Source organism: Cellulosimicrobium sp. So1_17 (assembly GCF_055181235.1).
In genome coordinates, this window is sequence record NZ_CM143702.1 from 3,433,917 (window position 1) to 3,454,765 (window position 20,849).

Below are 20,849 nucleotides of genomic sequence, written 5' to 3' on the forward strand. Positions count from 1 at the left end.
GGCCGGGTGAATCTGACGTGCAGACCTTGCGCGTGTGCAGTTACTGCGCATAGTGTCAATACATGACTACTCACCCGGCGCGACGCTCCCGCCCTCGCCTCGACGACGTCCGTGCTGCGCTCGACGAGGCGACGAAGGCCGCGCCGGGACAGGCGGTCGAGCCGCTCGCCCGGGCGCGTGGATTCCTCGACGCCGCGCTCGACGAGGCGATGGCCGAGTCGTTGCTCGCCGGGGCGTCGATGCGGTCCGTCGCGGAGGAGGCGGGTGTCGCGCCCAACACCGTGCCGCCGCGGCTCGGTCGGACCGAGTCGCTCGGGGGCTACTCCGGCCCCGGCGGCCGCGTCTCGGCCGAGGGCGTCACCCGGGCCCGCTACGACCGGGAGCGCGGCACCCCGCCGCCGGCCGCGCCGTCGTCCACGGAACCGTTGCGGTTCCGACGACGCCGTAGCTGAGCTTGCACCACTCTTCAGGACCCAGACCAGCAGCACGACGAAGGGAACCGCCATGCCTGACAACGCCCTTACCCACCTCGCCATGCTGCTCGACCGGTCCGGTTCGATGCAGGCGATCAAGACGGCCACCGAGCAGGGCTTCGACCTGTTCCTCTCCGAGCAGCGCGAGGCGCCGGGCCGCTGCACGGTCACGCTCGCGCAGTTCGACAACGAGTACGAGGAGGTCTACACCGACCTCGACATCCGCCAGGTCCCGCCGCTCGACCTGCGGCCGCGCGGCATGACGGCGTTGCTCGACTCGATCGGCCGGCTCGTCCAGACGACCGCGCTGCGCATCGCGCAGATGCCGGAGGAGCAGCGCCCGGGCGCGGTGATCGTCGGCATCATGACCGACGGCATGGAGAACGCGTCGAAGGAGTTCACGCACGCCGCGATCAAGGCGCTCGTCACCGAGCGCGAGGAGGCGTTCGGCTGGACGTTCCTCTACATGGGCGCGAACCAGGACGCCATCGAGGTCGGCGAGTCGATCGGCGTGAAGCGCGAGCGGTCGCTCACCTACGACACGGCGAACGTCGAGCAGGCCTACGCCGCGACGTCGCGCAGCATGGCCGCGATGCGCGGCGCTGTGTGGGCGGGGGCGGCCCCCGCCGCAGCGCGCGACCAGCACGCCGGGTACACGGAGGCCGAGCGCCTCAGCGCCGCCGCTCCCAGCGGCGGGCGGCGGGCTGCGCGCCCCACGCCTCGTCCCGAGGCCCGCCCCGCAGCCCGATCCGCCGGCGACGGCACCCAGGCGGCGCCGTTCTCGGAGGCGGAGCTGCTCACCCACCTGCGGTCCGTCGTCGCGTCCGGCTCACCGACGCTGGCGGACGTGGCGACGTTCGGCGGGCGCGCCGTCGTCTTCGCCTCGGTCCGCGGTGTCCCGGTGTTCCTCAACGCCGACACGACCCGCGCCGCCATCCAGGACCTCGTCGACGCAGCGGAACGAGGGCCGGTGCACTGGGCCGTCATCGCGAACCGGAAGGGCGAGCTCAACAAGGTCACCTTCCGGCCCGACGGCGCTCGCGTCCCCGGCTTCTACTGCTACACGCGCGACGTGCAGAGGGTGGCCGGTCCGCTGGGCGCGTCGGTTCCCGCCGCCCGCTGAGACGGGCCCCACGGCGCTGGGCGAGTCGCGAGACGGCTCGCCCAGCGCTCCTTCCCGACGGAGGAGAGCGATGAACGAGAAGAACGAGCTGGTCGACGGCGCTGAGCTCTACCGCACGAAGGGGCGTGGACGACTGCACGTCCTCGGGTGCAGCCATCTGCAGACGACGGACCTGTCGCAGCTGATCGTCGCCGACGAGACCGACCGGGCCGAGCGAGAGCTGTGCAGCGAGTGCGACAAGGAGATCCGCGGCGTCGGCAGGACGGAGTACCCGTCGCTCGGCGCAGCCTTCGAGGCGCTGAAGTTCCCGGTGGAGAACCGTCCGCGCATGCGGGAGATCGCAGCGGAGCTCGACTTCGACCTGGTGTGGGCGCCGCAAGCGCGAAGCTACGTCGCCGCGGGACACCGAGACAGGCACGCGGCGGCCGCCGCGTACTTCAACCGCGGATTCGTCGACGTCCATCTCGACACCGGTGGGTACACCCGGCACGAGCTGCCCACGGCGGTCCAGCGCGGGGGAGGAGACGGGAGACGGCAGGGAGCCGAGCGGATCGCCGCGACGTGCCCGACGTGCTTCCTGGAGCTCCCGGCGAACGGTACCTGCGACACCTGCGACTGAGCCATGGTGTGCGCGTCGTGCTCGAGCTGGACGACGTGCGCCGCGAGCTTGTCGACGATTTGCTGCGCAGCGGCGCCGAGCCATTCGCGCTGAGCGCCGTGCGCGTCGATCATCGGGCCGTCGAGCCGGCGACGGAACGATTCCGGACTCTCGACCCGTCGACGCGCTATCTGACGTACGCCCGGTGGGCCTTTTCCTCCCCGAGACACCCGCGGCGCTTGCCTCGTGAATGCGCGCCCGGACCGTGCTGCACGTGTGGGCGTTGGAGATCACTCATCCTCTGCTCGGTGCCCAAGGCCTCGTCGAGGATCGTCGCCGCCGGCAGATCCGCGCGGTGAAGTCGATATCGACGTCACGGTTCTCGATGTCGATAGTGAAGTCATCCTTGTGCTTCGCTGCGGGTGCTTGTGGCTTTCCTAGACCGACGGCGTGGACTTGAGGGGTGCGGGAAGCAGGTCGCTGCGCCGGCCGTTCCACAGGACCGCGAGCTCGTCGCGCGCACGCGTCGCCGCGACGTAGAGCAGCGACCTCTCGCGCAGCTCGCCGTCGACCCGATCGGCCTCGGGGAGCGACGACAGCCCGGAGCCCCAGCCGCCCTCGTCCGACGAGACGCCGAACAGCACGACGCGCTTGAACTCCATGCCCTTGGAACGGTGCATCGTCATGACGAGCACGCTGCCCGATCCCGTCGCGGCGTCGTCCTGGATGAACTTCGCCTTGACCCCACGCTCGCTCAGCGCGTGGACCACCTTGTCGCCGATGTGGTTGGCGCGGACCAGCACACCGATCGTCTCGGGAGGGTCGCCTCCGTCGCGCCAGCCGCGGACGAGGTCGGCGGCCTGTTCGTATTCGTCGACGAGTGAGCTGGCCTTCACCTCACGCGGCACCGGCCCGGACCGCGCGGACCGGTAACCGGTGGCCGCGGCGTCCTCCGCCTCCATGTCGATCCACTCCTCGCCCGCGAGCACCCCGACGGCGTAGCGCAGCACCTGCGCCGTCGTGCGGTAGTTGAGCCTGAGGCGGCGTGAACGGCCCTGGATGTTGATGCCGTACCGGGAGAGCACGACCTTCTGCCCGTAGATGCGCTGCTGCGAGTCCTCGGCGAGAAAGAGGTCGTCCGGTCCCTGGGCGACGAGCGCACGCAGGAACACGAGACGGGCCGGGGCGAGGTCCTGGGCCTCGTCGACGAGCACGTGGTCGGCGAGGCGCGGCTCGCCCGCCGCCGCCCGGGCGTCGAGGTGGGTGGCCGCGATCATGGCCTTCTCGTCCCAGTCGGTCGACCCCGCGGCGTCGGCGGATGCGCGGTAGGCCTCCACGACCTCCCACACGGCGACGCGCTGCAGCCGGTTCAGCGCCACGCCTCGTCCGGGCCGGCGGACGCGCAGGTACTCGTCCCGCGACGTGATCCGGTTCGGGACGACGACGGTCGAGTACTCCGCGACGAAGAACGCCTGGCTCCGCAGCTCGGGTGCGAGTCCGGGACCAGCGGCCGAGATGGCGGCGTCCCACCGTGCGGCCGTCGTGAGATCGAGGACGTACGGCGAGCGCGGCCCGAGCACGGCGGCGACCGTCTCTCCCCAGGCGGCAGAGGCCACGTGGACGTCCTCGGCCTTCGCGAGCACCCGTCGCGAGAGCGCGTCGACGCTGGCCACGTACACGCCGGGGTCGCCGAGGTTCTTCGCGATCGGCAGAGACGGGTCGAGGAGCTTCAGCGTCTCCTGCAGCGAGGAGGCGAGAGTCCGGTTGTACGTGGTGAGGACGACGCGCGCCGCGGGGTCGGTGCGCGCGAGGTGCCGCGCACGGTGGAGCAGCACGACCGTCTTGCCGGTGCCGGCGCCGCCCGAGAGTCGGAACGAGCCGGTCCGGGCCTTGAAGGCGTAGTCGCGCTGCTCCGGGTGGAGGAACACCCGCCAGCGGCCGAAGTTGTCGTCCTCGATCGCGGCGCGCAGCGCGGCGTCGTCCTCGATGAACGCGAAGTCCATCTGCGCCGCGGGCTGCTTGAGCGCGTCGAGCAGCTGCTCGTCGCTCTGGGGGTCGGGCTCGACGGCGAGGACCGTCAGCCCGAGCTTCTCCTTGACCGTCGCGAGCCCTGCGCCGGTCGAGAGGTCGAGCAGCGCGTCACCCTGCCACGTCGCGGGGGCGCGCTCGGCGACGGCGAGCATCGCGTCCTCGGTTTCGGCCGTCGCAGCAGCGTTCGCGATCTCGACGTCGATGCCCAGGTCGACGAGGTCGGCGAGGGAGATCCCCTGCGTCTGCAGCAGGGGGTAGGTCGTGTGGTCGACGTCGTCCGGCTTCGGCCGCGGCTTCTCGACGACCGGCTTCTCCACCGCGGGCTCGACGACTGACGCAGCCTCGACCAGCTCGGCGATGCCGTTGCGGGGGTTGACCCGCACGACGGCGGTCTTGGCCCGGCTGATCGCCTCGTCGTGAGGGTAGGTGCCGAGGTAGACGTAGTGGGCCTCGGCGGCCTGGCCCTGGATCTTGACGAGGAGGGCGCGCCAGAACTCGTTGACGCGGCCGGTTCGGATGCGCGAGTCGGCGGAGCCGTTGATCGGCTCGATGTGCAGGCCCGGGGTGGCGTCGTTCTCCTGAAGCTTCTCGAGGAATGCGTACGCGGCCTTGCGCACGGCGCCGTCGAGCTTGCCGAACGACGGTCCGAGGATGATCTGCGGCATCGGGGATGATCTCCGGTTCAGGCGGTCAGGGCCCCGCGGAGCGCGGCAGCTTCAGGTTCGACGACGACCCATCCGTCGGCGTGGAGGGTGCGGATCGTCTCGTGGTCCAGGTCGTCGACGTGCACGGTCACCTTACGGTCTGGCCACGACAGTGAGAGGGGTACGCCGTCGCCCACCTCGTCCCCGATCGTCGGTGCCTCCAGTCCCGAGGCCGCGAGGTCGAGGAGCTCGACCAGCAGATCGTGCTCGGCCTCCGTGGCGAGCCGCGCCACAGCACGCCAGTCGGGGTACGCGTCGAGCTGTGCACGGAGCTCGGCCTCGACCCGGCTGGTCTCCTCGGCGTCGGCGAACGAGGGCTGGACGGCCGGCTCCGCGCCCGTGAGCATCGACCGGGTCACGATCCGCAGCGGCAGGTCCTCGCGGAAGTTCAGCAGGTTGGCGAGGCGCAGCCACTCGTGCCACGAGGCCTTCTGGTCGTGGCCGAGCGCGTCGACCGCGTCGTCGAGCACGACGGCGACCTCAAACGACTCACCGACGAACGACCGCACGCCGATCGCGACCGTCCCCTGATGCCACACACCACCGAACTTGGTCCCGGGCGGGAGACCCGCGCCGTCGAGCACGTCGAGCGTGACCTGGTCCATGCCGACCTCGGCGGAGATCGCGCCGCCGTTCAACGACGGGGCGACGAGAAGGGGCAGCCAGCGTGCGAGCTGTGCTCGGCCGTTGCGGTCGGGACGCTGGACCCAGTCCAGCAGGAGGTCCAGCGCGGGGCGGGTCACAAGGGCGACGGTCGCCGGCGACAGCGAGTCCTTGGCCTCGCTCAGCACGGCCGCGGTCGCTTGCGGGTGCAGCCACGGCACGTCCGTCGTGGATCGCTGCTCGCGGTCGAGGTCCTCCCACGTGAAGGCGAGCACCTGGTAGCCGAGGTCGCGCAGCGCCTGCCGCTTGGTGGCGTCGTCGGCGACCCGGTTGACGGCGGGGGAGGCGTGGAACTGCCAGCCGTCGGTGTAGATCGCCGTCGGTGGGACGTCGGGCCGGTCGCTGCGGAGCACGAAGTCGGGCTTGGTGCCGGCCTGGGCGACGAGCACCTGCGGTTCGAGCCGCCAGTGGGCACCGCCGGGCATGGTGATGGACCACGTGTTGCCGTTCGGTCCCGGCTTCTCGGTGATGGTCGAGCCCATCTTCTCCAGGCGTTCGCGCAGCACCTTGCGGAAGAGCAGCTCGATGTGGGTCTCAGGGTCCGACATGGCCGGCTCGTCCACGGTGACGGACCAGGGGCTCGTGGTCGGGACCTCGTCGTCGGCGCCGACCTGCGACCGGCCGAGCAGGATCGATCGGAGGTGACGTGCCGCGGAGGCGCGTGAGACGTGCTCGACCTGGTGCAGCGCGGCGTGGGGGAGCAGGCAGCGCTCGCAGGCGAGCTTCCCGTCGTGCTGGCAGGGGCACTCCTCGAGGTGCTGCCAGGCGTCGCGCAGCATCGCCCAGACGGCCTCGTGGTCGGCGAGCTCGGCGAGGTAGCCGGTGCCGCCGCGGACGACGTCGTGCAGGAGCAGGGCCTCGGCAGTGCTGCCGGCCGCGGGGCTGGGATCGACGACGTCGGTGACCTCCAGGTGGTCCGGGTCGCCGCCGATCCGGATGCGCAGCGCGAGCAGCAGCGCGGCGCGCAGCGACGGCAGGGAGAAGTCGTCGCCGAGGGTGACGGACTCGGGCAGCCGCAGGACGAGGCCCTCGGTGGTCATCGACCGTGCGAGCGCCACCGTCCGGACCTTCTCGTTGCTGGCCTTGCGCAGCGGGCACCACGGGCGGTGCTCGGACGCGCGGTTGGCGCCGGTGGAGGTGTCGAGCTTTCCGCACTGCTCGCACACGCGGAACAGCGCGACGTCGTGCGGGTGCCCGGCGAGCTCGACGGTGGCGCCCTGCGAGGAGGCCTTGCCGAGGTTGAGCCACCGGATGGTCATCTGCCGCTGGTAGCGGGCGCCGAACCCGTAGTCCTCGACGAACCACTGGCGTGTGACGGCGGTCGGGTCGACGTCGGCGAGCGTCCGGATGGTGAAGCGCTCCCGCTCGCGCTCGTCGTGCCGGTCGTCGATGGTCGCCTCTTCGCGCCGGATGACGGACGAGACGCGCTGGAGCTCGACCACCTCGACCTGCTGCGCGACGTCGGCGATCCCGGGATCGCCGCACCGCGGACACGACGACGGCGCGCCGGTGCTTCCTGGCGCGGTGGAGTCCGTGACGTCCTGCGTGTAGCCGCACCGCGGGCAGCACGCCCAGGTGCGGACGGCGTCGTCGTCGCGGCCGAGGTCGAGCGCGTCGATGGCGATGGCGTACCCGCGGGCGTAGAAGGTGGAGCCGGGCGCGAAGTCGCGCAGCGCCTGCGCCGAACCCCGGTTCAGCTCCATGTGCTCCGTGCGGTACTCCTGGGAGTCGGGGTCCACCCAGGACAGCGCGACCTCGAGCGACACGGAGTCGTCGAGGAGCGTGTAGTTGGGGAGCAGGCCGTGCTCCTCGAGCACGCCCACCCAGTGCTCGGTGGACGCCAGGGCCTTCTGGTACTGGGTCAGCTTGAGCGCGGCCTGCGCGGTGCGGAGCGCGCGCTCGTCGTCGCTCGTCGCGGCGGGCGACTCCGCCTTGATCCGCAGACCGTCGGCGGCGTTGATCGCCGTCTGGATCTCCTTCTCGCGGTACGCGAGAGTCTCCATGCGGGCTCGCCAGGCCTGGGACGCCGCGTGCGCACGTCCGGCCAGCTCGGAGGGGACGGCCTCGCCCGAGCTCGCGTCGACGGACGGCAGCGCCCACGCCCGCAGGCTGTCCTTCACGGCGTCGGAGATCTCGGCGAACCCGCTCAGGAACCGGTCGAGCAGCGCACGTCCCTCGGCCTCGGACAAGGCGACCAACTCGCCGAGGAAGGTGCCCGGGTCGCTGCTGCCGAGCGCGTCGGAGGCGGTGCGCGGGTGCGGCGCGTCGGGCCGTCGCGCGAGCTCGTCGGCGAGGGACGCGACGTACTGGCGGCGCAGGATCTCCTCGGCGTCGAGGTAGGTCGCCGGCGGGCGCACGGCGCCGTTGATGACGCTGCCGGGATCGGTGAACCGCGGGAGCTGGTCGCCGCGTGCGGTGACGAACGCGAGCGCGAGCGCGTTGCCGGTGAAGCGCCCGGCGCGGCCGACGCGCTGCAGGTAGGACGCGACGGTGCGAGGCAGGGAGCTCAGCATGACGGCGGACAGCTCGCCGATGTCGATACCCATCTCCAGCGTCGGTGTCGCGACGAGGACGTTCGGCGCGTCGGGTTCGGGGTCGCTGGACTTGAACGCCGTCTCGTACGCCAGCCGGACCTCGTCTTCGAGCATGCTGGTGTGCTCGCGCGCGACGACGCGTGCCGGGTCGGAGTCCTCGTACATCCGGCGGTAGAAGTTGTCGGCGATCGTGTGCCGTCGCAGGCGCCCGGTGCACCGGGCGACGAGGCACGGGGCGCCGTCGAGCTGGTCGACGACGGTCGCCGTCGCGGGCACCGTCGAACCGCAGTCGCTGCACTCCAGGCACAGGGCTCCGGAGCCGAGCGCGTCCGTCGCTGCGGCCTGGACGGTGACGCTCCGGGGTGCGAGGTGGTACGTCGTGGCACCGGACGACGACAGGAGCGTGCCGACGACGTCGAAGCGCGCGAGCTGCTTCATGAGCAGGCGCGCGAACGTCGCGGCCTCGGTCTTGTCGACGTGCAGGCACTTGTGCGTCCACGCCGCGTACCAGCCACGAGAGGAACCGACGGGCTCGAGGTCGTCGCCGGGTGCCTTCGCGCCGGCTCCGGTGGTGACGGCGCCCCCGACGCGCGGATACCCCGGCGCGCTGGCGCCCTTGCCGAATCCGGGCATTCCGTCGTGACGTCGACGGCCGCCGGTGATCCACCAGCGGTTACCGTCCTCCTCGCGGAACTTCTTGAACCACTCGTGGTCGATCGCCCCACGGGTGCGCATGTGCTCGAGCACGCCGCGCACCCACGCCCGGAGGTCGGCGTCGGTCGGCGCGAAGCCGTCGAGCACGCCCTGGCGGTCGGCCTCGTCGAGGGCAGCGCGTGCAGCGGTGAGCAGCAGCTCGGGATCGGCTTCGACCTCGGCGACCACGGTGCCCGTCGCCTCGAGTGTGCGGCCGACGGCGGAGCGCAGCCCGTGCTCGAGCAGCACGTCGAGCAGCAGGCGGCGGCGCACGCGTCCTCGCACCGTGTGGTGGACCCTGGCCCAGGACGTGGCCTTCCAGAACGGGGCGAACTTCTCGCGGTCCGCGAGGTCCGGCGGGAGCAGCCGGTATCGCTTCTTCGCGTCGCCCCCGGCCTCGGCGATGACGCGGTCCACGAGTGTGTCGAGATCGACGGGATCGTCGCCGACGGCGTGGCGCAGCACGGCACGGAGGGTCAGCGCGTGCGAGCGGGACTGCACGAACCCGGCGCGGTGCGCGGCGTCCTGCACCGAGTCGGTGAAGACGAGCGCCTTCTTCTCCGCCGGGTCGAGCCCCGCGGTGCCGAACAGGCTGGACAACGACACCGACAGCAGCGTCGCGATGGCCGAACCGAGGAACCGGATGCCGTCCTTCTGCCCGCACGACGGGCAGTCGTCGTCCTTCGAGGGCTTGGCACCGGCGTCGTCCATGGCGTGCGCGAGAACCGGGAGGGCACCCTGGTCGGCGTCCTCGCCGTCCGGCGGTGAGGAGACGAGGCGGCGCTGCCCGACGAGGAACCACCACAGGCCCTCGATCTTCTCGCCACCCTCGGCGCGCTCACCCTCGGCGGGGGCGTGGACGAGGGCGCGGAACCGCTCGTCCCCGCGCAGGTGACGGCCCCGGATGTCGTTGTCGTGCGTGTCCAGATCGGTCCCGGTCGGGGCGAGCGCGACGCCCCAGCCGGATCGGCCGCAGTGCCGGCAGTACAGCGCGGGGAACGCACGTGACTCGTCGCCGGACTCGTCCTCGTCGGAGTCCTGCACGACGACACCGTCGTCCTGCCAGCGGAACTGGGCGACGCCCGCGGTCGTGCGGTTCAGGCGCGTCAGCTCGCGGGTCCACAGGTGCACGTCAACCGACAGTGCGCCACGCCCTGTCTCCTTGCGCAGGTGCGACAGGGCGGAGAGCACCGCGGTGAGCGTCTGCTCGGCGCGGGCACGCCAGGCCGGGTCCGACGACGGTGTGAACACCTGGGCGGCGAGCTCGCCCAGGTCCACGGCGTGATCCGCGAGCCGGGCCAGGCCGTGGTGCCCCGAGACAAGAGGAAGCGCCTTGACGAGGGTCAGGAGGTCGTCGTTCGAGTCACCCGACAGGTCCGGGCGGGGCGACGCGGGGTCGACGTAGCCGGCGTCGCCGGAACCCTCGCGGTACAGGTGGGACAGCACCCTCCGGGTGAGGGCGTCGGGGTCGGCCGGGTCACCCTCGCCGAGGTCGGCGAGCAGAGCGCGTGCGACGACGTCGTCCACGTCGACCGGGTGCAGCCCGCGCGCCTCGGTCCGGGCCACCGCGTCGCCGACCCACTCGTCGAGAGACAGGCGCGACTCGGTCACCACGGACTCCGCGGGGAACTCCTCGCCGAACACCGTGCGAGCAAACTCCAGCATCGCCGTCGGGTCGCCCTTGTCGCCCAGCGTCGCGGACGTCGCGACCGGCGTGACGATCCCGAGCGGGCGTTCGACGTCGGCCTCGGTGAGTCCGGCATAGGCCAATGCGTCGGGCTCGGCGGGCCAGTGGGACTTCAGCGCGAGCCCCAACCGGCGGATGAGCATCGCGACGTCGGTACCCTGCGCGCCGTCATAGGTGTGGAACTCGTCGAGCACCAGGTACTGCAGGGAGCGGGCGCTCGCGGACCACAGCTTCGCGTCCGCGTGGCGGAGCAGCAGCTGGTCGAGCATTTTGTAGTTGGTCAGGAGGATGTCGGGCGGCGTGTCGCGGATGATCGCGCGGTCGGTGATGAGGCCGGCGGTGCTGACCTTCGAGCGAGTGCCACCCTGCTGACCGGTGTAGAGCGCGGCGGTAACACCGCCGAGCTCGGAGTTCCTGGTGAGTAGTTCCGTGAGGCGCTTCGCCTGGTCGTTGGCCAGCGCGTTCATCGGGTAGAGGATGACCGCCTTGATACCGCCGAGGCCCGCGCGCTTGGCCCGCAGCACGTGGTCGAGGATCGGGTAGAGGAAGGACTCCGTCTTGCCCGAGCCCGTGCCCGTCGTGACCAGCGTCGGCTGCGGTCGGCGGAGACCACCGTCCGGTGCGAGCGACGACAGCCGCTGGAACGCTGCGGCCTGGTGCCCGTAGGGAGAGGGGTAGCCGCCGTACCAGTCGAGCGAGTCGCGCCAGCCGTCGTCCGCGGGGCGGAACGGGAGGCGCAGCCGCACGTACGGGCCGCGGAACAAGCCTGTCTGAGGCGAGCGGAGGAAGTCCTCGAGCGACGTGCGCGTGCTGGCGTCGGCCAGGGCGAACGTCGTGCCCAGGTACTCCAACAACGCCGCACGCAGGGACTCGGCCTGGGAGACCGGAAGGAGCTCACTCACCTGTGCATGGTTTCAGATTTCTCGGGCCATCTCAGGCGGTATCCGGCGCCTGCGCCTGCTCCCGCCGGAGTTCACCCGCTCGCGGCCTCGACCAGCACGGCGGTCGCCATCACTCGCCGCGCCGGCGGGCATGCAGTCAAGGTCGGCTCGTCGCGCCCACTTTTGAGACGATTTCGAGGTCGGCAGGCACGCCGGTCAGGCCCACGTACGAGCCGCGCCGACCGTGCCTCCGCTGCCGGAGCGCCGCCAGGCTCGTCCGGTCGTCGTGACAAGATGGGCGGCAGACGCGCCGGCTTCTCGCGCATCGTGGGCGAACTGCTTGAACGCTACGAGGACCTCCGGGTCCTTGCGGACTTCGTCACAGCGGTAGATCCCGTCGATGACGACAGCGGCGGTTTCCGCGGCAAAACGGATATCGATGCGAGCCATGTGCGTACTCCTTGATCGGGCCCGCTCGTCGAGCCGCCTTCGAGCAGGCTAATGCTAGATGGCTTACTTAGCAACACTAAGTGTTTGCTAAGTATGCGCTAGTCTCGTTGTATGGACTACACAGCCGCCGCGCTCGGGCGTGTCATCAGGCGCCTACGCGAGGAGCGCGAGCCCCCCATGACCCAACAGGAACTCGGTGAACGTGCCGACTACCGTGGCGGCGCGGGTGTCTCGATCTCTCGTATCGAGTCAGGGACCATCCGACCACGGCCTGACAAGTTCGCGGCAATTGCGCTTGCCCTCGACCTGACCCCCAGGCAGCTCGAGGTTGCTGCGTATCAGGAGTCGAGGACCGATACCCTGCGGGGGGACGGCGAGAAGTCCACCAGGGGATCAGCGGGCCGCCGTTCGCTCAAGGAACGTCTCGAGAGGGTTCAGGAGCGAACGAAGCTGCGTACCGATGCCGTCGCCGACCTCGGCGCGGCCTTCAACACGGCGCACGACACGGCACGTGACAAGTTCTTCCTGAGACTCGTTGACGTCGGGCGCGAGATTGACGAAGTACCGCTGCCGGAGATGCCGCCCGAGGCGGAAGCCGTTCCAACCGGCCGCGAAGGCAGCGCGCGCCAGGCCTCATGGACCACGGAGGTGTTGTCCCACAAGATCACCGCCGCACTCCTAGGCGGGGCAGGTGGCGCGGCTCTTGGCGGTGCGACCGGGGCTGCTGCGGCCTACGCGACGTTCTCGGCCGCGGCGATGTTCGGGACGGCGTCTACCGGCGCGGCCATCTCTGGACTGTCTGGCATCGCCGCCACCAACGCCACGCTTGCATTGCTCGGCGGCGGGGCATTGGCAGCAGGTGGCAGTGGCATCGCGGCGGGCACTTTGCTGCTCAGCAGCATCGTCGCGGCCCCCGTGGTGGTCCTGGCGGCGGGGGGTTTGTACTTCGCTACGAGGCGGCGTACAAAGGCCGAGGAGGCCCGGCTGATCGCTCAGCTGGACGATGCCGAAGCTCAGTTCGACGCTACTCAGCTGGGGTTTGACCTCCTTGTGGACACACTCGAGAAGGCGACGCACATCCTCGAGTATGTAGGGCAGCACGCTGCTCACGCGCTGAGGAAATGGGAAGCAGGCCTCGGGCGTCGCCCGCTCGACTGGACGGTTCTTTCCGCCCGTCAACAGCAGGCGTACCGAGATTTTGTCGAGATTGCGGCTTGTGAGCTCATGGTCGACAGCATCGACGCGACGAGGTTTATGACAGTCGAGCCGGATTCCCTGGAAGACCTCGCGATCGATGTCGCCGGCATACTGCGCAATGCGGACGACACAATCCGCAATCTGGTCTGAGCGCCCGAGGCGCGGCGCGTCAGGGGACGGAGCCAGTCGGCCGCGATCCCATTGCCGCGCTCGAGCGGTGGCCGCGTCGCACGTCTTACTGTCGTCGATCGCCACGTACCGCTGCGTGGTGGCGAGGGAAGGTGTCCGATGTTTGCCTCAACGAGGTGGATGTCGCGGGTCTACTCGTCGATCTCCGCGGCACATACGTGACGGAGCTGGTGCATGGTCGTGCCATCACCAAGCAAAGGCGAGACAAGGGCAGTTACGCGCGCTTGAAAGACGCTAGCAGGCACGTGACGGCCTTCGAGGTTCAGACGACGCTGGCAGCGCTGGGCTGCCGGTGGGCGACGAGCGGCCGGTGCCGCGACGAAACGTGGCCGCCCCTGACCCTGGGCCCGACGACGACGTTCAGCCGAACTTGCAGTGACGGGTGTGGCCACGTGGGACGCTCGGCGGCCATGCATCTCAGATGGCGCTGGGCGGGGATGCCGGCCGACTGAGGATCGCGAGCGAGCAGTCATCCCTTGTTCTGCCCCGGATCGTGGTGTTGACCACCTTCCGCAGCTGCTTCTTGTGGGCAGGGTTCCGAACCTGAGCACTGGAGGCCTGACCGACGACTTCGATGAACTTCGCGCAGGCCTTCGCTAGCCTGCCAGAGCGCGGATCATACAGGCTCGCTTCGGTGCCGTCGCTCATGAGGACAAAGCCGGTGATCCCCTCGAGCGCCCCACGGTAGAGGTTCATGCGCGTGGCTGCCCGACTCGTGGTGACAAACGTGGTCTGGTTCGCGAACTCCGCGTTGTCGGGCGCGGAGATCACGCGAAGCTCGCCATCCTTGACGAATCCGATCACACCGTCGCCGATGTGCATGGCGACGAATTGCGTATCGGACACCGCGACCGCAAGGAAGGTGGCTGCCAGATCCTTGACCTGGCAGCCACGTCGGTCAGCGGTTCGCGCGAGCGCACCGAGAAGGTGTTGAACGATCATGCTCCTGACAGCAGGTGCGTCGTCGTTCGTGACGAGATCGGGGAAGCTGTCGACGAGGAGCCCGCAGCCGGCGTCGGTGATCGTTTGCGCTCCGAACTCCGAGTGGCTGGCCGTTCCGGCCCCGTCGGCCAGGCAGATCGCCTGAACACCTCGGCGAGACAGGTACTGGGTGCGGTCCTGGCACACGGTCCCGTCTACGGCGTGTCCCCGACCCCGTACCTGGTGGTGGAACTCCTTGAACAATTACAGCTCCGCCCAGCCGGCGAGACCTGCGAGGTCCAGCTTGACCTTGTCGCCGGGGCTCGACTGGGACACGCGCGCCACGGACTTCGAGAGCCACTCGAAGAACTCCTTGAAGCTCAGCCCCTGGAGCCGGAGCGGAGGGCGGCTCGGGCTGAACCGAGCGAGGACGTCCATGTCGGCTCCCGAGCCGATGCCGATCGAGAACACGGTGAGCTTCTTGTTCTCCACGAGGTCGGAGACGCGCTGGACCGCTCGTTCGAGCTCGGCGCGGTCACCGTTCGGGCCTCCGTCGGTCATGAGGACGAGCCACGGCTGGTAGTACAGAACGCCGTTGTCTGAATAGAGCTTCTTGCGAGCGTCCAGAGTGTCGAGCGCGAGGTTGACGCCCTCGCCCATGTACGTGAGGCCGGTCGGTGCGATGCTGGTGATCCGTTGCAGCCGCTCGACGCTCGCGAACTCCTGGATGACCTTCGCCCCCGAGTTGAACTCGACGATGCAGACCTCAGCGGCGTCGTGGGCGTCGTCGTCCTCGTCGATCGTGTCGTAGAACTGGTTGACGCCGGCCACGAGCTCACGGATCGGATCTCCGGACATCGAGCCGCTCGTGTCGATGCAGATGGCGACCGGCACGCGAGGTGTCGGGTTCTCGATCAGGTCCTCGGTATCGATGCTCAGCTGTGCCACGTGGGAGCTCCGTTCGTCGGCTTGCCGGCGGACGGCAAGCCGTCCGACTTGGTGGGGTCAGGGTCCTGATAAGGGTCGTTGTTGATCCCTGACGTCATGAGCAAGGTCACGACCGGGTTCAGCACGCGCCGAACGGGTACGGCGAACCACCGCTTGTCGCCCAGGAAAGCCACGAGGTTCGGGCTCACCGCGTAGTAACAGCGGATGAACAGCCGTCCGGCGCCGGTTGTCCGGAGACGCATGTCCCGCCAGCGCCTCAGGACCCTGACTTCGGGGCAGTCGTACGAGCCGTAGACCGCGGTCGCGACGAAGCACCCGTCAGACTTCTGCGTTGAGCCGGTGCTCGCCGGGCGCTTCGACGCGGCGCCCTTCGAACCGCCGCTCGGGCGCGACGAGGTGGGCGCGCACGCGGTGTCATCCCGCTTGTGAGATGTCGGGACGGGCCTGTGATTGCGTTCGTGCCACTCGACGTTGCCGTACGTGATGAACGGCCTCTTGCAGCGTCCGCAGAGGCGGCTCGGGTCGACCGTCTGCCTCCGCCTCTGTCGCTCAGCCCGCAGTGCATCGTTCGACGCTCGACACTTCGCACAGCGGCCGTAGGAGAGGGCTGCCTTCTGGACCCGGGCGCCACAGTCGTTGCAACTGACGGATTGGCACTGTCCACATGAGCCATCGACGAGATATCGCTCAGGGACGGTACGGCCACACGCCGTGCAGGAGCCCTGATTGCAGTTGTAGCAACGCCCGTCCCTGAGGGACCGCACCGACGTTTCTTGCCCGCATCCCGCGCACGCGCTGAAGTTCAGCTTCCGGTTGCACTCGTAGCATCGCCCGTCCTTGAGCGACGACCTGTGACGCCGGCAGTCAACGCACCTGGGCAGATTGGACCTGCACTTGGGGCAGTGCGGCGGCGTCGCGTACGACTTCGTCGTGTCGCTCCAGATGCCAGCCATCGATGCGGCGCACCCGGAGCACTCGTACAAGGGCGTGTCCGGCGACATCGCCTTGAAACGGGTGGGGTAGACGTCGTTCGACATCGGGTCGAAGTTCGCGGGGCTGACGAGGTGCCTCCGGTACGTGCGGAAGGCGGAGAGCCACTCCTGGTCGGTCGGGCGGTTGTGATAGCGGTCGCCGTCGCGATGGAAGGTGTTCCAGAACAGTCCCTTGAGACCGACCTGCAGGTGGCTCCACATGAACCGCCAGTTCCCTGCCGGTTGGTCCTGCTTCGAGTTCTCCTTGTACTGGAAGGCAAAGTTGCCCTCCTTGATGAGTCTGACGATGTCGCCGTCCGAACCGGACCGGGCGTATGGGAACTGGCCCGTGATCAGGATCATGAACAGCATGGTTGCAACGGCGAAGCGCTCGTCCTCCATCGTGCGGACAAAGTCTGGGTAGCGCCGGCCGATCACCGATGGCGCGCTGAACATCTCCGTTCCGACCGGGCATGGGTATCCCTCGAGCTGCCACGAGTCGGCGTCAATGATCCAGACGTCCTTGTTCGCGTCGACCAGGAGGTTCTTGGGGTTGATGTCGCCGAGGATGATGTTCTGCGAATGCAGATAGGCCACCTTTTCCAGGAACGAGATCGCGACGTCGACAAGTTCCAGCTTTGTCCAGGCGGGGTACTCCTTGCGGAAGCGTCGCGGATTGAAGAGCGCCTTGGAGAACTCTCGCCCACTCGCCCTGGGCATGAGGTATCCGACAAATTCGCCATGAAGGTTGGTGACGGACGCCTGAGGGAAGCAGATGCCGGGCTCGTCGAACCGTCGTGAGACGAGCAGCTTGATCTTCTCTTCGCGATGGCGCGTGACGTGCTCGCTGTCGAGGATCTTGATGACCTGAGTATCGGAGACGGCGTAGACGCAGCCCTCGCCGCCCTGGCCGATCTTGGTGAGCAGAGTGTGCGTCGTAGTGCCGTCCGGAGACGCCGCCAGTACCTGATCTCCTTCGCCCGGGATCTCGCGCACGCTCAGGATGTCGTCGGCGCCCTTGAAGGCGGCGTCTTCGATGAACGCCCGATGCCCCTCGGGCCGAGCGAGGTCTTTGACGTCAAGTTGGCCGACCGCAGAGCGCTCGCGCGGCTGGGGCCGACCTGCGGTGACGATGCCAAACGCTTCGGCGTACTCGGTGAGCACCGACTGCAGAGACGCGACCTCGAGGTGGTCCGGCCTCTTCCCCAGGCCGGCCTCCAGCCGGGTGGTCAGCCGGCGGAGCTTCCGCACTCCCCGGTCGTGGAGCGACTGGGGATCGTCGCATTCCAGCAGACCTTCGCGGGTCAGGCTTCCGGCCAGGACGGGGTGTGCGCTCTGCTGTCCAAGGAGGTTGATCCGCAGGAGGAGCGTCACATCGTTCGTAATCAGGAACATCGCGTACTTTGCCGAGTACGTCTCGAACAAGCTGACGAACAGGTCGTCGGCGTACGGGTTGGTCCCGTCTCCGAGGTCGTTGCGGACGAGGCCCGCAGCCTCCGCCGAGCGAAGGAAGACGAGGGCGTTCGCGGCTTTCCCGCTCGCGGCGAGTCCATCCTCACTGAGCTGCGTCGTGTTGCTGCGGCTCTTCACCGCCAGCTCATCGACGACCTTCGTCGGAACGATCACGGGTCGGTCGAGCTGGCGGATCGGTCGAGCGATGCGCTCGAAAAGGCCCTTCACGCCGCCGTCGCGTCGGGGGTCTGTGTCCATGAAGACGTTGGTGTCGATGAAGAGTCGCGACTCCGAACTCACGAGCTCGACCGGGTCGATGAGCGTTGCCTCGGTGGTGCTAGACATCGAACTCCACACCGGACACAAAGTTCTGAGCGGAGGGCTGGTGGATCTCCGGTCGTGTCACCGGTTGGTCCGCGAACCGAACGTTGCTCATGAATCGGACCTGGAGTGTCACGGGTCCCGTGTGCTCCGTGTTTCTCACGATCTCCGCCTCGAAACGGATGCGCGGCTCGTCGGGTATGGATTCATCCGGGGTGATCGTCAGTGCGACGGATTCGACCGGTGTGCGGTCTGTATCACGGCCCTGATTGGCGGGGGCCGGTCCTTGGGCAGCACGAACGATCTCGTCGAGATGCTCCGGAACCTGCAGAAGATCGGCCAGCAGTCGCGATGAGGAGGGGCGAGGGCTCGGGCCGCTGCCCCACGAGCTACGAGCGGGAGCCCCGGCGCTTGACGCTCCGCGCGTCGACCGGCCGATCGTCTGGCTCGCCCGGCCAACCGAATAGTACTTACCGTCGTAGTTCCCGTGCGCCTTCAGTGTGGCGATCTGTCGACCGGTCGCGGGCCGCGACCAGCTGCTCGAGCCCGACCGGCGTGCCATGTCTCCCCTTGACTCCCGCGACGTGCTCAGCGCCGTCCACGAATGATGCGCTGAATCTACAAGACGCCGACCTGGGGGCATCCTCGTCCGGTGCGATTTCACCCGCTCCTGCATTCAGGACCCGGCACCCAGTGGCGGCCGTAGATCCAAGAGCACGTCCCGTCGCGCGCCTTGTCGGGCTCGTGGGGGAAGGCGGTGCCTTTCAGCCGACCGGGGGGAGGTCGCGGATCTTCCTCCACAGCTCCGCATCGGCGGCTTCCATGCGGTAGTGCCACTGTCCGGCGACGTTGACGAAACCGAGCGGCGGGTTCGAGCGCTGGTAGCGCGAGTACACCATCCGCGAGAGCGCGCCGGAGACGCCGGCGATCTGTGCCGAGGTCAGGTCGAGTGAGGCGAAGTCGCCGCCTCGTAACAGATCGCCCGCGCGCTCGGTGGCGACGAAGTCGAGGACGGAGAGGGTGGTGGGGGCGCATCGGCCCGCGAGGTCGGTGAGCTCCGTCTCGGTCCAGGGCATCTCGGTCAGCGTGGCGGATTCGGAGCTCTCGGTGATGACCTCGCCGGGCACTTCCTGGTCCTCGGCCGCGGGCTCGACGGGCGGAGGTCCGGGCCAGGAGGCGCAGATCGCCTTGGTGAGGGACGTGGACCGGGCGCGGATGTCCTCCTCAGTCCATGCGTCCGGGTGCTGAGCGACGATGTGCTTCGTGAGGACCAGCAGGGCGAACTCCTCCAGGAGCCCGCGCTTGCCGCGTCCTGCCATCCCGCCGATCTTCATGCCGGTTGCCTCGGTGTCGGTCCACGGGCGGTGCGACAGCGAGCCGTTGAGAGGCTGCGTGACGAGCGTCAGGTTGCCCAGGGTGTTCACGAGCTGGTCGCGTGCGGCAGCCTCCTCGATGCCGAGGGGCGGCTCGGTGTCCCAGTGCGTACGCCAGCCCTGCGGCATCACGTGCTCCACCTGGAGCTTCGGCGGCTGGGGGAGGTTCTCGTTGAACTTGGTGCGCAGGCTCGTCTCGACGGCCCACAGCACCTCGGCGATGCGTGACTGTCGGATGTTGCCGTAGAGGCGCAGACCGGGCAGGACGGCGAGCATCTCCTCGTCCGTCGGCCAGTACCGTGCGTCGGCTGACTGGCGAGCCAGGTAGGCGCGGACGGCGTCACCGGCGGTCTCGACCGGGGCGTCGGCCACGACCTTGAGGATCGCCACCATGAGCTGGTTGACGCCCTTCATGGTGGCGCGCACGAGCGTCCGCCGGATGACCCAGCTCTCGAGGGCGTTAAGGCCGACGGCGACCTGGGCGGTGGGGACGTCGTGGTTCTCCGAGACGAACCACAAGAGAAGGGGACTGGTGGCGGCGAGCTCCATCGTCTCGACGACCCGGGAGTAGAACGAACCCTCCGGCGAGGTCGGGTCGAGCTGGGCGAGCTGGCGGTACGTGTCCGCGTCGCGGCGCATCGCACTGAGGAAGGCCTCCGCGCCGGCGGCGTCGGTCATGTGGGGCTGCGCGTACTGGGTGAAGGTGCGGAAGACTTGCTCGGTCTTCACCTCGTCGCGCATCCGCATGGTGAGCCAGTACTGCAAGAAGATGTCGATGCGGGAGCGTGTGTGACGACCCTGGGAGATCTCGGCCCGCCACCAGGTGTCGTCGAAGTCGACCCAGTGCGTCTCGGGCCATGCCTCGACGTCGGCACCGACGGAGGAGCCGACCTTGTAGACCCAGTTCTTGATGAGGTCGGCCTTGAGCAGCGGCGTGCCGCGGTCGTTGAGGGTCTCGAAGATGAGCTGGGAGTCGTCGTGGCCGGTGAGGTTGATCGCGACGACGTAGAGCCCGTCCTGAAGTGTCGACGTGAGTGCCCACGCCCGCTGCTCCTCGGTGCCAGGCGGCAGCGCCCCGTCATCGTTCGGCTTGCCCTCGAGCCACGTGCCGGCCTCTCGGCGGAAGAACCGATGTGCCTCAAGGACGCGGTGCTCGCCGTCGGACGGGCGGGTGTCGTCCATCGCCTGCTCGAACGCCGCGCGGTCCTGCCGCGACGGCCACAGCTTGAAGCGCTCCGGCTTTCCGCGGAATGCTGCGGACTTGTTGAGGGCAAGATCCTCCAGGTCCTCGGCGAGGGCCTCGTGGTCGCGCGCCGCGATGGCCGACTGCACGGCGTCGATGACGAGCTGGAGCGTGGTGGTGCGCTGCTGGCCGTCGATTACCAGGTGCCGTGTGACGTCGCCGACGACGGGCGGCCGGGACTCGTAGACGATGGCACCGAGGAAGTGGCGCTCCGGTTCGACGGCTGCACCGGACTCCGACGGCAGGTAGCTCACGGCGACGCGGAGGATGTCCTCCCACAGCGGTGCCCACTGATCCTCCTCGTTCCACACGTAGGGGCGCTGGAACGACGGGATCTCGTAGTGCATCTTTCCGTCGAACAGCTGCCGCGGGGTGAGGGCGTCGGCCTTCATGGTGA

General features: G+C 69.1%; 12 protein-coding genes. 5 read left to right on the forward strand and 7 right to left on the reverse strand.

Annotated elements, in window-relative coordinates; translation table 11 throughout:
* The first annotated feature begins 62 nt into the window (after positions 1-62).
* From ACZCLJ_RS15145 to ACZCLJ_RS15160, 4 genes are all read left to right on the forward strand, one after another.
* Entirely contained in the window at positions 63-452 is a 390-nt protein-coding gene (locus ACZCLJ_RS15145) for a hypothetical protein (RefSeq protein ID WP_463104326.1), read from the forward strand.
* A gap of 52 nt (positions 453-504) precedes the next feature.
* The gene (locus tag ACZCLJ_RS15150; RefSeq protein ID WP_463104327.1) at positions 505-1,596 is read left to right on the forward strand and encodes a hypothetical protein; all 1,092 of its coding nucleotides are present in this window, start codon (positions 505-507) and stop codon (positions 1,594-1,596) included.
* 70 nt (positions 1,597-1,666) lie between these two features.
* Positions 1,667-2,215 carry a hypothetical protein gene (locus ACZCLJ_RS15155; protein WP_463104328.1) on the forward strand — a complete coding sequence of 183 codons (549 nt, stop codon included), beginning with the start codon at positions 1,667-1,669 and terminating at the stop codon, positions 2,213-2,215.
* A gap of 17 nt (positions 2,216-2,232) precedes the next feature.
* Positions 2,233-2,553: a hypothetical protein gene (locus ACZCLJ_RS15160; protein ID WP_463104329.1), complete on the forward strand. Its 321-nt coding sequence runs from the start codon at positions 2,233-2,235 to the stop codon at positions 2,551-2,553.
* A gap of 78 nt (positions 2,554-2,631) precedes the next feature.
* On the opposite strand, the gene ACZCLJ_RS15165 is transcribed toward ACZCLJ_RS15160, so the two are convergent.
* The 3 genes from ACZCLJ_RS15165 to ACZCLJ_RS15175 form a co-directional block, all read right to left on the reverse strand.
* A complete protein-coding gene (locus tag ACZCLJ_RS15165; RefSeq protein WP_463104330.1) occupies positions 2,632-4,890 on the reverse strand; it encodes a 3'-5' exonuclease in 2,259 nt (752 codons plus the stop codon).
* Between the two features lie 17 nt (positions 4,891-4,907).
* The gene (locus ACZCLJ_RS15170) at positions 4,908-11,408 is read right to left on the reverse strand and encodes a DEAD/DEAH box helicase (protein WP_463104331.1); all 6,501 of its coding nucleotides are present in this window, start codon (positions 11,406-11,408) and stop codon (positions 4,908-4,910) included.
* Positions 11,409-11,603: 195 nt separating this feature from the next.
* Complete coding sequence (locus ACZCLJ_RS15175; RefSeq protein WP_463104332.1) at positions 11,604-11,837, reverse strand: hypothetical protein; 234 nt, start codon at positions 11,835-11,837, stop codon at positions 11,604-11,606.
* A 111-nt stretch (positions 11,838-11,948) separates the two neighbouring features.
* On the opposite strand from ACZCLJ_RS15175, the gene ACZCLJ_RS15180 reads away from it, so the two are divergent.
* Positions 11,949-13,184, forward strand: coding sequence for a helix-turn-helix domain-containing protein (locus ACZCLJ_RS15180; protein ID WP_463104333.1), 1,236 nt, complete (start codon positions 11,949-11,951; stop codon positions 13,182-13,184).
* 456 nt (positions 13,185-13,640) lie between these two features.
* Here ACZCLJ_RS15180 and ACZCLJ_RS15185 read toward each other — a convergent pair whose 3' ends face one another.
* The 4 genes from ACZCLJ_RS15185 to ACZCLJ_RS15200 all read right to left on the reverse strand — a co-directional run bounded on the left by ACZCLJ_RS15185 (position 13,641) and on the right by ACZCLJ_RS15200 (position 20,844).
* Entirely contained in the window at positions 13,641-14,408 is a 768-nt protein-coding gene (locus ACZCLJ_RS15185; RefSeq protein WP_463104334.1) for a PP2C family serine/threonine-protein phosphatase, read from the reverse strand.
* On the reverse strand, positions 14,409-15,092 hold the full coding sequence (locus tag ACZCLJ_RS15190) for a vWA domain-containing protein (protein ID WP_463104335.1): 684 nt from the start codon (positions 15,090-15,092) through the stop codon (positions 14,409-14,411).
* A complete protein-coding gene (locus ACZCLJ_RS15195; protein WP_463104336.1) occupies positions 15,080-17,860 on the reverse strand; it encodes a CFI-box-CTERM domain-containing protein in 2,781 nt (926 codons plus the stop codon). The genes ACZCLJ_RS15190 and ACZCLJ_RS15195 overlap by 13 nt, the downstream gene beginning before the upstream one ends.
* A 740-nt stretch (positions 17,861-18,600) precedes the next feature.
* Positions 18,601-20,844, reverse strand: coding sequence for a DUF262 domain-containing protein (locus tag ACZCLJ_RS15200; protein WP_463104337.1), 2,244 nt, complete (start codon positions 20,842-20,844; stop codon positions 18,601-18,603).
* Between the last annotated feature and the right edge of the window lie 5 nt (positions 20,845-20,849).